This window comes from Aequorivita antarctica (assembly GCF_007997155.1).
In the GTDB taxonomy this organism is placed as follows: Bacteria; Bacteroidota; Bacteroidia; order Flavobacteriales; family Flavobacteriaceae; genus Aequorivita; species Aequorivita antarctica.
This window is the reverse complement of record NZ_VORT01000006.1, coordinates 89,015-101,180: the sequence shown is the minus strand read 5'-3', so window position 1 is coordinate 101,180 and position 12,166 is coordinate 89,015. Positions and strand designations below refer to the sequence as shown.

10 protein-coding genes are annotated in these 12,166 nt (G+C 37.6%); 1 reads left to right on the top strand and 9 read right to left on the bottom strand.

The genetic code is table 11. The features are described 5' to 3' along the window. Nucleotides 1-66 precede the first annotated feature (66 nt). Nucleotides 67-1,044 carry a polyprenyl synthetase family protein gene (locus ESU54_RS09845; protein ID WP_111844266.1) on the bottom strand — a complete coding sequence of 326 codons (978 nt, stop codon included), beginning with the start codon at nucleotides 1,042-1,044 and terminating at the stop codon, nucleotides 67-69. A 323-nt stretch (nucleotides 1,045-1,367) separates the two neighbouring features. Here ESU54_RS09845 and ESU54_RS09840 point away from each other — a divergent pair, with 323 nt between their 5' ends. Further along, nucleotides 1,368-2,252 carry a T9SS-dependent choice-of-anchor J family protein gene (locus tag ESU54_RS09840; protein WP_111844267.1) on the top strand — a complete coding sequence of 295 codons (885 nt, stop codon included), beginning with the start codon at nucleotides 1,368-1,370 and terminating at the stop codon, nucleotides 2,250-2,252. A gap of 50 nt (nucleotides 2,253-2,302) precedes the next feature. Here ESU54_RS09840 and rlmN read toward each other — a convergent pair whose 3' ends face one another. The 8 genes from rlmN to ESU54_RS09800 form a co-directional block, all read right to left on the bottom strand. Continuing rightward, a complete protein-coding gene (gene rlmN / locus ESU54_RS09835) occupies nucleotides 2,303-3,343 on the bottom strand; it encodes a 23S rRNA (adenine(2503)-C(2))-methyltransferase RlmN (RefSeq protein WP_111844268.1) in 1,041 nt (346 codons plus the stop codon). Nucleotides 3,344-3,425: 82 nt separating this feature from the next. Next, nucleotides 3,426-5,084 (bottom strand): T9SS type A sorting domain-containing protein, encoded by a 1,659-nt coding sequence (locus tag ESU54_RS09830; RefSeq protein ID WP_111844269.1) that lies wholly within the window; start codon nucleotides 5,082-5,084, stop codon nucleotides 3,426-3,428. A gap of 130 nt (nucleotides 5,085-5,214) precedes the next feature. Further along, nucleotides 5,215-6,264, bottom strand: coding sequence for a tRNA preQ1(34) S-adenosylmethionine ribosyltransferase-isomerase QueA (gene queA / locus ESU54_RS09825; protein ID WP_111844318.1), 1,050 nt, complete (start codon nucleotides 6,262-6,264; stop codon nucleotides 5,215-5,217). Between the two features lie 151 nt (nucleotides 6,265-6,415). After that, on the bottom strand, nucleotides 6,416-7,660 hold the full coding sequence (locus ESU54_RS09820) for a 3-phosphoshikimate 1-carboxyvinyltransferase (protein ID WP_111844270.1): 1,245 nt from the start codon (nucleotides 7,658-7,660) through the stop codon (nucleotides 6,416-6,418). Then, complete coding sequence (locus tag ESU54_RS09815) at nucleotides 7,657-7,899, bottom strand: hypothetical protein (RefSeq protein WP_111844271.1); 243 nt, start codon at nucleotides 7,897-7,899, stop codon at nucleotides 7,657-7,659. The genes ESU54_RS09820 and ESU54_RS09815 overlap by 4 nt, the downstream gene beginning before the upstream one ends. Further along, entirely contained in the window at nucleotides 7,900-8,226 is a 327-nt protein-coding gene (locus ESU54_RS09810; protein WP_111844272.1) for a nucleotide pyrophosphohydrolase, read from the bottom strand. It abuts the gene before it with no gap. After that, entirely contained in the window at nucleotides 8,226-10,244 is a 2,019-nt protein-coding gene (locus ESU54_RS09805) for a transglutaminase domain-containing protein (RefSeq protein ID WP_111844273.1), read from the bottom strand. The genes ESU54_RS09810 and ESU54_RS09805 overlap by 1 nt, the downstream gene beginning before the upstream one ends. A gap of 13 nt (nucleotides 10,245-10,257) precedes the next feature. After that, nucleotides 10,258-12,159, bottom strand: a complete 1,902-nt coding sequence (locus ESU54_RS09800; protein WP_111844274.1) for a DUF3857 domain-containing protein — start codon at nucleotides 12,157-12,159, stop codon at nucleotides 10,258-10,260. Nucleotides 12,160-12,166 lie beyond the last annotated feature (7 nt).

The following is a 12,166-nucleotide window of genomic DNA, read 5'->3' as shown; positions in this document are numbered from 1 at the left end:
AAAGTTTCAGGTTGCAGAGTTTCATCGGTGTATGTGGCCTTTACTTCAAACTGTTAATGCCTACCGCTACTTCTTCCGGTCAATAACGTAATTCACCATCAACTCCAGCGATTCTTTGAAGGGAGAAGCGGGATAGGTTTCCAAAAGCAGAAGTGCTTCCTGTTGAAACTCCTTCATTTTTGTTACGGCATAATCTAGACCGCCGTTGTCTTTCACAAAAGTGATGACTTCCTTTACGCGCTGTTTGTCTCTGTTGTGGTTTTTAACCGAATTGATCAGCCATTTTTTTTCTGTGGAAGAAGAGTTGTTCAAAGCATATATTAAAGGGAGTGTCATTTTTTGCTCCTTAATATCGATGCCTGTGGGTTTGCCGATGTGTTCATTACCGTAATCAAAAAGGTCGTCCTTTATTTGAAAGGCAGTCCCAATGAGCTCACCGAATTTGCGCATTTTTTCAACTTCTTCATCGGGAGCCATTACGGAGCGAGCTCCCATTGCGCAACAAGCAGCTATGAGGGTGGCAGTTTTTTGGCGGATTATTTCGAAATATATTTCTTCAGTAATATCGAGCTTGCGGGCTTTTTCAATTTGAAGCAGTTCGCCTTCGCTCATTTCGCGCACGGCGACGGAAATTATTTTCAATAAGTCAAAATCATCATTGTCAATAGAAAGCAACAATCCTTTTGAGAGTAGATAATCGCCAACCAGAACGGCAATTTTGTTTTTCCAAAGCGCATTTATGGAGAAAAAACCACGGCGACGGTTGCTGTCGTCTACCACATCGTCATGTACCAAAGTTGCAGTGTGTATAAGCTCTATGACGGAAGCGCCTCGATAGGTTCTTTCATTTACTTCACCATCACCAGTCATTTTTGCGATGAGGAAAACGAACATGGGGCGCATTTGTTTGCCTTTTCTGTTTACTACATAATGTGTAATTCTGTTAAGAAGGGAAACTTTGGAAGACATGGAAGCTGAGAACTTTTTTTCAAAAAGCTCCATTTCCTTTTCAATGGGGAGTTTGATGCGCGAAACTATCTTCATAAAGGCTCAAAGATAGTTAAAATTGAATGACGGTTTTAACCCATTTGACAAGTAGAATAGATTGTTCTTTGAATTACAAAAACTGATTTAACAAAGTTTTATTAAAACCAGTCTTACTCCCTAATACGAGAAAGACAAACAATGAGCTTCTAATAATAGAATTGCTCAAAAAGCCTGTTAATAATAATAGAGATAATCTGCTATTTCGATTATATTATTAGAATCTTCAATAAGGCGTTAAAATCTTCTGTAACGACTGATAATAAAAGGCTAAAACATATTTTTGAGGAAATCATATTTTAATCCCTTAATTAATAATTACAATGAAAAAAATTACATTATTGGCCGCATTATTTGCTGGCTTTGCTATGAATGCACAAACTACTATTTTTGAAGATGACTTTGAAGCTTATGATGATTTCCTTATTGACAATGTAGGAGATTGGACTTTGACTGATCTTGATCTTTTACCAACTTACGGTTTTACTGGTATTACTTTCCTTAATTCAGGTTACACAGGTTCTTTTATCGTTTTTAATTCTACCACAACTGACCCACCATTAGATCCTACTGCTGATTCTAATTGGGCTGCACGTGGTGGTGAAAAAGCAATGACTTCTTTCGCAGCTGTGCCAGATGGAACAACAAATGCTAATAATGATTGGCTTATTTCTCCACAAATAACTTTGGGTATTTCTGGAAACCTTCTTTCTTTTTGGGCTAAAGCAGCAGATGCAACCTATTCTGAAGAAACCTTTAATATCGGTGTTTCAACAACTGATACCGATACAGGTAGTTTTATTCTTTTAGAAACTGGTTTAGTTCCTCAAGCAATTGACTGGGAAGAATTCACAGTTGACCTTGATGCTTATGCTGGACAGGATGTTTACATCGCTATCAATCACGTAGGTGCAGACCAATTTGGGTTCCAAGTAGATGACTATAAAGTTACTGCTGATGTTTTAGGTGTTAATGATTTAGCTTTCAAAGGTTTTAAATACTTTGTTGCTAACAACCAATTGATCCTTTCCGCAAACACTTCAATGGACAAAATTGCGCTTTACAATATGTTAGGCCAGCAAGTAGTTTCACAAAAACTAACTAGCACTAACGAAACTGTTAGCATTTCTGGATTACAATCTGGAATTTACATTGCTACTGTTTCTATTGACGGAGCAAACAAATCCTTCAAAATCGTAAAGAACTAATTTACGATTTATATTGAATTGAAAAGAGCGGCCTTTAGCCGCTCTTTTTTTTATTGCTTATTTGCTAACTGTCCACAAGCAGCATCAATATCTTTCCCTCTGCTGCGGCGAACGGTTACAGGAATTCGGTCGTGTTCCAAGGCTTCAATATAATCATCAACAACCGTTGAAGAAGCTTGCTGAAAGTGGCCATCGTCAATAGGATTGTATTCAATAATATTTACTTTGCATGGCACGTATTTACAGAAAGTAACGAGTGCTTCAATATCTACCCACTTGTCGTTGATGCCTTTCCAAACGATGTATTCGTATGTTATTTTGCGTTTTGTTTTGCTGTACCAATACTCTAACGATTCGCGGAGGTCTTCCAAAGTAAAATTTTTGGCAAAAGGCATAATCTGCTCTCGTGTTTCTTGGATGGCAGAATGTAATGAAACCGCAAGATGGAATTTCACTTCATCATCTGCTAATTTCTTAATCATTTTCGGGACTCCGGAAGTTGAAACCGTAATTCGTTTTGGAGACATTCCTAAACCTTCATCAGAAGTGATTTTCTCTATGGATTCCAATACGTTTTTATAATTCATCAGCGGTTCGCCCATTCCCATAAAAACGATGTTGGAAAGGGGTTTGTCGTGATATAAGCGGCTTTCTCTATCAATGGCAACCACTTGGTCGTAAATTTCATCGGGGTTTAGGTTACGCATTCTTTTCAATCTGGCTGTTGCGCAGAAAGTACAATCCAAGCTGCAACCCACTTGCGAGGAAACGCAAGCTGTGGTTCTTTTCTTGGTAGGAATCAAAACCGATTCCACAATCAAGTCATCGTGAAGTTTTACAGCGTTTTTAATGGTGCCATCATTACTTTTTTGAAGATGGTCAACTTTTATATGGTTTATTACGAAGTTCTCGTTCAGATGTGCCCTGGTTTCTTTGGAAAGATTGGTCATATCGTCAAAACTGTGAATTCCCTTCCCCCAAAGCCATTCATAAACCTGCGTTCCGCGGAAGGCTTTGTCACCAATATTAACAAAAAAACTTCTAAGTTCTTCTTTTGAAAGTGCTCGTATGTCCTTTTTTTCTGAAACCATCGTGCAAAACTACTGTATTTTAAAGTAAAAAAACCCCTTTCCTTTTAAGAATAGAGGCTTAATAAATATATAGAATTATTCGTTATTTTTTAATAATTATCTTTTTGGTGATGGAGTCTTTACTGTCTTCATCCACTAAACGAAGGAAATAAACGCCTTCTGAAAGGTTATCGACAGCAATGGTGTTCATTGTATTGGACAAAGAACCTGAATGAATTCGTTGACCCATCGCATTAGAAAATATGTAAGACAAATGTGGATACCTATTGTTCATCACGGTGATGAGCGTACTTGCTGGGTTTGGATAAATTTTAAGATCACCTATTAGTTGAAAATCGGGTGTGTTCAATAAATTCTGAAGCGTTTCAATTGTCGTGTGCCCTGTATTTGTTGGGTCCAACCAATCTTTCAAACGTGTTTCGGGTGAATTTCCGTTGTTCCAGGAAATGCCCAACCTTCCATAAATATCATAATCTTGATTGTTTTCCAAGCCAGTGCAAGCGGATTGTCCAGCATATAATTGTCCGATGAGCCTTCCGTTTTGGTCAAAAAGAGGAGAGCCAGAAGAACCACTTTCGGTAGTACCTATTTCCCAACCATTTCCAGGGCCGTGCGTACCACCTCCAATCAACCATGCTTGAGTACCATTGGCATCAACTTTCTGCGCTCCGGAATCATCGCGGCATATTTTCATAATATCACCGTTTGGATGATGTATTCCTACTTCAAACTGCGGATTGGTGTCAGAATTATCCCAACCTGCAAAGGCAACATCCCAGGATTCAGGTATGGGGTTTAAAAGTTCAACCAATGCGAAATCGCTCAAACTGTTTTTTGCTCTTAATTCGGCACCACTTACTGTAAAATTTGTCTGTAAATCGCCACTATCCCCGCCCGTAGCACAAACTGGTGTTGGACTTACCCAATTAAAACGCACAGACCAAAGCGCCGGATTGCTATTATCCAAACAATGGTTTGCAGTCAATAAATAGGGTGTTTTATCGTTTAATGTATTATTAATAAGTGAAGCAGAGCACAAATGGCCATTACCCAAATTGAGTAATGCAACCGCTTTCTTTACCAAATCTTTCTTTTGGTCAAAATCATTTCCTATGGGGCAATTAACGTCGTAATTACATTCTCCAGAATCATTCAATCCGCGATTACCATCAATAAGCACATTCACCCTTCCCATTCTGTAACCGTGAATAACGGTTTCAATATTTAACTTCGGTGAACCTTGGACTATTGGCGGCTGGTAATATTCTATCCAAATAATATCGCCTTCTACAAACCAAGTACCCAGTTGGCCTTCATTACTGTTTTGATTGTTTGTAATCGTTGAAATAATATCGGTGTGGTCATCATTATAAAGTTGAAGTCGCGAACCCTTTGGCAAAAAGAAATCATCAAAATTGATACTTAAATTTAATGCGCCAGCTGATTGAATGGTTGCTTGCCAAATTTTTCCGCCATCGGGCAAAACAGTCCAAAGACCGCCGTGCTGCATATTCACACTTACCGGCATTTCAATTCCATAGCGCCAAGGAAGACTCTTATCCAAATCATTGATACTATCTTGAAGTGTTATATTCTCAAAGTCCAAAGTTGGAAGCCGAATAATATTGGGAACTGTTGCTAAATTCAAATCCCAACTTTCGGGCAACTCACCTCCTCCACCTTGTGGAAAGGCAGTAAAAAAGGTGAAGAAGAAAATGAAGAAAATCGTAGTTTTTTTCATTCCAATTGATAGTTAGCTTTTAAAAAGGAAGACTAAGGTAAATTTTTATTTTGACATTTGAAAACCAAACCCTTATAAATTAAAAAATCCCGATTTTCATCAGGATTTTTTAGGGTTTATATGAAATTTATTAGATTATCAACATTGCGTCTCCGTATGTATAAAATCTATATTTTTCTTTAATAGCTTCGGCATAGGCTTCCTTTATAAAATCGTGACCCGCAAAGGCTGAAACCATCATCAACAACGTAGATTTTGGTGTGTGGAAGTTTGTTATCATCGCATTAGCAATACTGAAATCATAAGGAGGAAAAATAAATTTATTTGTCCATCCTGTATAGGCATTCAGTGTATGGTTTGAAGAAACCGAGCTTTCCACAGCGCGCATTGCGGTTGTTCCCACAGCGCAAACGCGTTTTTTACGTTTAATTCCTGTATTTATTATATCTACAGAATCTTGGAGAATACTCATTTCTTCCGAATCCATTTTGTGTTTTGAAAGGTCTTCAACCTCAACAGAGCTAAAGGTCCCCAAACCTACGTGTAGTGTGACCTCAGCAATGTTTATACCTTTAATTTCCAAGCGTTTTAAAAGATGTTTTGAAAAGTGCAAACCAGCAGTTGGCGCAGCAACAGCTCCTTCATTTTTAGCGAAAATAGTCTGGTAACGTTCTGCATCTTCGGGCTCAACTTCTCTTTTTATGTATTTTGGAAGTGGGGTTTCGCCTAATTCTGTCAATTTGTTTCTGAACTCTTCATAAGAACCGTCAAAAAGAAAACGAAGCGTTCTTCCACGGGAGGTTGTGTTGTCTATAACTTCAGCTACAAGTGTTTCGTCATCGCCGAAATACAACTTGTTGCCAATCCTGATTTTTCGAGCAGGATCTACCAAAACATCCCAAAGACGGGTTTCTGGGTTCAATTCTCTTAATAGGAAAACTTCAATACGAGCTCCAGTTTTTTCTTTATTACCGAATAAACGTGCAGGAAAAACCTTGGTATTGTTTGTTATTAGCACATCGTCTTCCTCAAAATAATCAATAATATCCTTGAACATTTTGTGCTCGATGGTTTTATCTTTTCGGTTAAGTACCATTAAGCGGGATTCATCGCGGTTTGGAGCTGGATATTCGGCTAATAATTCCTCTGGAAGATTAAAGCTAAAATTTGAAAGTTTCATTCCCATAATTCGTTGTGTCTTTATATTTTACAAGGGCGCAAATATACAACCTCAAAACAGGCGTTGTCAAGTAAATGGGGGTTTATTATTTGGAAATATTTTATGCTGGATACTGGGTGCGGGATGAAGGATGATTAATGAAGGAAAGTTGCTATTTTGATGAATTGTCCAAAACGCATGTAATTCCAACTTTTTGTATGTCTTTCCAAAAATTGGGATATGATTTTGAAACCACTTCGGCATCGCTTATTGTAAGGTTTGTTTTTAACGAGAGTGGTGCAAAAGCCATAGCCATTCGGTGGTCTTGGTAGGTTTTGATGGTTTTGTTGAAATTGATTTTTGGGGTTTTTTCAAGGTTCAATGAATTGGTATCAACTTGAATTGTAGCGCCCAGTTTTTCCAATTCATTTTTTAAAGCCAAAAGCCTGTCGGTTTCCTTAATTTTTAATGTGTGAAGACCGCTAAGTTTGCAACTTATGCCCAATCCGAAACAAGTTACTGCAATTGTCTGCGCTAAATCTGGAGTGTTCGATAAATCGAGAAGCAAAGAATCTGGCAATTCCATGTTCTTTTTTGAAAGTGAAATAGTGCCTTCGGAAGTATTAAAAACAGTAATCACACCCAAAGAATCATAAATCTGTACTAAGGCGGAATCGCCCTGCAGACTTTCTTCATAAAAACTTCCAAGGGTTATTTCAGAATTTTCAGAAAGTGCTACCAAACTGTAAAAATAAGACGCCGAACTCCAGTCTGATTCAACAACCAACATCTTTTTTTCAATATTCTTCATTGAAGGAACAGTAATTTCATTTTTATTGAAACCTCCCCTTATCCCTATGTTTTTCAGCAATGAAAGCGTCATTTCAATATAAGGGATCGATGTAGTTTTTCCTTCCAAATAAATACTCAAACCCTTTGGAAACATTGGCGCAACTAGCATTAACGCAGAAATGTACTGACTGCTCACATTGGCTTTAATCTTTACTTTATTCTTATGAAGTGCCTTCCCTTTTATTTTTAATGGCGGAAAACCTTCGTTTTTAAGATATTCAATATCTGCACCTAAACTTTTTAGTGCATTCACCAAAATACCAATAGGTCGCTCTTGCATGCGCTGGCTTCCTGTAAGGATTATTTCAGCACCTTTTTTTGCAGCAAAATAAGCCGTTAGAAAACGCATTGCTGTTCCCGCATGATGTACATCGACCGTTCCACTCGAAATTTTTAAGCCATCCTGCAAAACTTTTGTATCATCGCTTTCGGAAAGATTTTCTATTGAAATATTGGGAAACTGTGCTTGAAGAATCAATATTCGGTTCGATTCACTTTTGGAACCGCTGATATAGATTTCTACATTTTTGTTAGGAAAACTTCCGCGTTCGAGAATGGCTTTCATCTTCCAGACTCTTTTTCTTTAAGCTTCGCACGGAACTTTCCGAAGGTTACAAAAAAACCATACACAAAGCCTGCAATCAACAATGTGAGTATAAACATCAAAGGATCTCTTTCAGTAAAATAAGCAATCTCAAAGCCTTCTATCGCCCATTTTATAAACGCGAACAACACTGCAAAAGCCACCGCCAAAGAGATCACTGATTTCCAAAAGCCTTTTGTATTTATTACTTTTTTGAACATTTATTTAAGTTTTTCGTTGCTGTGATGCCTGTCGTGATCGCGTTTGGTTTTAAGCTCCAATTTCTTTTCAAAAGCTTTTTCAAGATCAACACCCGTTTGATTAGCGAGGCACAGCACTACAAAAATAACATCGGCAAGCTCTTCACCCAAATCTTTATTTTTATCGCTTTCCTTTTCGCTCTGCTCGCCATAACGACGTGCGATTATTCGCGCAACTTCGCCCACTTCCTCAGTGAGCTGCGCCATATTTGTTAGCTCATTAAAATAGCGAACACCGTGTTCCTGTATCCAAGCATCAACTGCTTTTTGTGCGTTTTTGATATCCATTATGCCTTTGAAAGTACAACTTTTTCGTTTTCCTTCGCAATTAAAAGTTCATAGAATTTTTTCAAATTGGCATATTCTTCAGCCGCGATGAAAGATTGGTTAATTGCAAACTCCACTGAAAGTTGCAGTTTGTTACCTACTTGCGAAATAAGATAACGATAATTTCCAATTTTTTCACCTAAATTAAAAACTGCATTCTCGGGTAATGATTCCACTTTATAGCCTTCTGGCAGTGCAATGTTCAAGATATACCGATTTTTAAGTGGATATCCATAATCAATAGGATATTGACGGGTTTCAGACTTGAATGGGTTTTCTTGGGTTCCAAAAATAACCATTGGCGAAAAATACAGCTTGCCAGCCACCTCTTCCACTGCATCAAGAGCTTCAAAATCATACTCCAAAGAAACTGGCTGTCCAAGGGTCGTTAAATTTTCAAAGTGCAAATTGGACAGTTCGGCTTGGTTGGTATTTTTCTCTATTTGCTTGCGCTGGGCGTCTTCGTTTAAGTTTTTATATTCAGTTCTGTATTGAAAAGCATAGTTGCCAGTGAAGCGGTTTTGAGCTTTTCCAGTAACTGACATATCCGGTTTGATTTCAACGTTAACCATCGTACTTTTCACAGCAGGCACCATTGAGCTCAAAGAAACCCAACCCGAGGTTCCATCCCTCTTTATTACTCGACCTTGCCAATTTAAAATGTTAGACTTTAAAACACCTATCTCAGCATCTTTATTTGTTGCATCAAGCAATAATGTTCCCTGCGGAAAGTCTACTGCCGCAATCACATAATTGAAGCCGTTACGAGTAGGAAACAGCGGAACTCCATGTTCTTTTGTACTTACCAAAACCGGATTAGCGTCCAGCTTTGCGTGGCGAAGCATTGCTACTAACATCAGGTTTATATCTGCCACATTTCCAGAACCTTTTTTATAAGCTGTTTTAACACCTTCATTAGTATAAAAACCGTTGTAGCCGTTCCAGTTCATTTTATTCAAAACATACGAAAAGATAAGCCCCACTTTTTCTTCAGGTTTGGTTGCACCGTTCAAAAGAGCGTCTATATCATTTTCAAAATAGTTGTTTCGTTCTAGTTCCGTACCAAAATCATCTATGCGGTAAATGCTTTTTGAAACATCTTCCCAAGTAGTTGCATAAGTTTTAATTGGCACTCCTGGAATATCTATGTAGCTCATCTCAAATTGCAGCGCAGTGGTGTAGTTATTCAAATTGCCCACAAAGGCTTCTTCTTGAAGTGCCGGAACATTATCAAGTTCCACAGTGTAGGTGTCTTCCTTAAATTTTATTTCCCTAGTTTCTGTTTGTTGAATCCCTTTTCCAAAAGTTCTTGTGTCCATCTGCTCTGTTTGTCTAAAAGTCATTGTCCGCTCTCTTGATTCCGAATCAACTTTATAGGGAATCCAACCTCTTTGGTGTGTTTTGTAAACAAAATATTCTGGCGTTGTGAAAAGCACTTTCACTTTGTCAACCGGAATAGTTTCTTGAAACCTGAACTCATCTATGTTAAAGATGAAAGGAGAATTAATGGTGTATTTGTATTCTATAACACAACCTTCCCGAGCGTCTGGCATTGTAATTTTTGTTTGCGTAACATACTTGGAGGTCTCTTCCTCAAAAATACCATCGTTTTTAAGTTTCACTTCTTCCACTTTGCCATCTCCCCCTAAATAATAAGTGTATCCTTTCAGTCCAAGAAGTTTGTCTTCACCATCGCCTTTATATAAATTAATGGTTGCATTTGCCTTTTCGAAACCTTCTTTTGTGTAAATTTTTATACGTTCAAAATAATCAGTAACCATATACCATCCTGCATCTTGCGTGTATTGAAATTCGGTTTTGGTTTCACGGTAAAGCACTGCGGCATCTGCTGTAGGGTTAGTTGGATGCTCTTTTTGAAGCAACTCTTCTTGTGAAACTTTTCCGAATTTATAATTTTGAGCAACTGAAATATTCAGAAAACACAAAACTGCAATTGCCGTGATTATAGTTGTTTTCATTGATTGGTGTTATTTATTGTACGTTTTGTTTTAAAAGTATTTTTGTTTTGTCCAGCCTCGCGATGGATCTTAAAAAATCACGATAGTTTTCATATTCCGATGGAGGATATTCGCCTTTGTTGATGAGCAATTTTCGGCTGTAAACCAATTTGTTTTCAGGAGTTTTGCTGAAACCTATTTGGTATTTTCCAAATTTGGTTTCCAAAACGGTTGATTCTGGCAAGACGTCAATCGAGAAGTTTTCAGGAATTTCAACTTCAAGGGTGTCTATATCCACATATCCATGACCTAAATAGAGATTTTGTTTTCTGTTATCAATACGGGGTGGAATGTGCTGACTTTGATTAAAAATATTGGCACAGAAGAGAAAATCATTACCAACGGGATTTGCATAACTGGGAATAGTTACAGATACCTTTTCGGTAAAAACTATATTTTCACGATCATTGTTAAATTCAAAATTGTTCAATGAAAATCCATTAATATAGCTCCATCTGTTTTTGTAATATTCATCCACATCGTCCTGCTTTTTCTTCGGAAGTAAATATTTATTGTCATACTGAAGCCCTTTGGAAATACTTTCAAAAGCTGCCGTAACATCACCTTTAGCATCCACTTTTACTTTTGCAGTAGTGAATTGTGTACTTTCTTCGGTTTCATAAATTTTGGTATGCGCTATTTTTCCACCTTCAGGTGTAATTATTAATACATCACGATCATCCGTAAAATCTCCCATATAGCCATACGGTTTGTCTTGATCTGTACATTCAAGCCATGTAATCTCTTCGTTATTTGGGATTCCCAAAATAATATGATTTCCCTGTAAAGATGTAAAATCTGAAGTAATATCTCTTTCTGAAGTATCTCCGTATATAACTGTGTAATAAGAAGGAACCCCCACGGCATCCAACAATGCTTTTGTATAATTTGTCAAGGCTTTGCAATCGCCATAGCTGAGTTTGTCAACATCTGAAGCGGGCATTGGTTTCCAGCCGCCAATCCCAACACTTATACTTACATAGCGAACTTTGTCTTGCACATATTGATATATTTTTCGCGCCTTTCCTTCATTTGTGATTTCGTTGGCCACGAGACTTTTTACACGCGCCAACGTTCCTTCTGGTAATTCTCTTACATCTGAAAGCAGACTTTTATCCATCCAACTTCCAAATTGTTGCCAGTCCTTGCCAGAGCCTGTAGTACCCTTCAATTTAAAATTGTTAAGAGCTATGGTTACGTTTGGCAATACTTTGTTATAGGAAGGGCTGTGCTCCTCATATCTAATTGCTTTAATATTTAAAGCAGAAAAAATAATTTCCTCTGGTGTTTCAGATATTGAAATATCAAAATCTTTCAGGTTTTGGGGGTTGTATTTTGGTTTGTTGGCGGGATTGAATTTTATTTTAAACACACTTTTTTGAGTGCTTTCGGCATATCCACCCAAAGGGTACCAGGGTTTTATAAATGCAGAATCCCCGCTTTCGGTCTCGCTTTCATAAACAACTATATAAGGGTAAGTGGTAGGCGTATAATTTATACCAAGCATTCGGTCATCGCTATAAATACTTATCCCCGTTCGGCTTACATCTAAAAAATCTTTCTTTTTAAAGTGCTCTATTTCCTTACCGAAGGCGTCATAAATCCAAACTTCAATGTTTTTTACACGGGAATTGTCGTCATAATATTCGCAAAGATGGGTATCGCCGTCACCTATTTTATTTAGCACCGCCAAAGCACGATGTGTTTTGGTTTTCATTTTGTTATTATCGGTGACGTCTATTTCAACCAATTCATCAATCAAAATACTGTTGGAATATTCGGTAAGTTCTTTGTTTACAGAAGCTATGGAATAATCTTTTTGGGAATATATATGAACCGAACAAAGCAGAAGTGTGAGGTAAAAAATATTTTTCATCAATCTG

Bases quoted from the DNA above. Each gene is read 5' to 3' on its own strand.
- ESU54_RS09815 (WP_111844271.1), bottom strand. From the start codon at position 7,899: ATGTTCAAAAAAGTAATAAATACAAAAGGCTTTTGGAAATCAGTGATC.
- ESU54_RS09840 (WP_111844267.1), top strand. From the start codon at position 1,368: ATGAAAAAAATTACATTATTGGCCGCATTATTTGCTGGCTTTGCTATG.
- rlmN (WP_111844268.1), bottom strand. From the start codon at position 3,343: ATGGTTTCAGAAAAAAAGGACATACGAGCACTTTCAAAAGAAGAACTT.
- ESU54_RS09805 (WP_111844273.1), bottom strand. From the start codon at position 10,244: ATGAAAACAACTATAATCACGGCAATTGCAGTTTTGTGTTTTCTGAAT.
- ESU54_RS09845 (WP_111844266.1), bottom strand. From the start codon at position 1,044: ATGAAGATAGTTTCGCGCATCAAACTCCCCATTGAAAAGGAAATGGAG.
- queA (WP_111844318.1), bottom strand. From the start codon at position 6,264: ATGAAACTTTCAAATTTTAGCTTTAATCTTCCAGAGGAATTATTAGCC.
- ESU54_RS09810 (WP_111844272.1), bottom strand. From the start codon at position 8,226: ATGGATATCAAAAACGCACAAAAAGCAGTTGATGCTTGGATACAGGAA.
- ESU54_RS09830 (WP_111844269.1), bottom strand. From the start codon at position 5,084: ATGAAAAAAACTACGATTTTCTTCATTTTCTTCTTCACCTTTTTTACT.
- ESU54_RS09800 (WP_111844274.1), bottom strand. From the start codon at position 12,159: ATGAAAAATATTTTTTACCTCACACTTCTGCTTTGTTCGGTTCATATA.
- ESU54_RS09820 (WP_111844270.1), bottom strand. From the start codon at position 7,660: ATGAAAGCCATTCTCGAACGCGGAAGTTTTCCTAACAAAAATGTAGAA.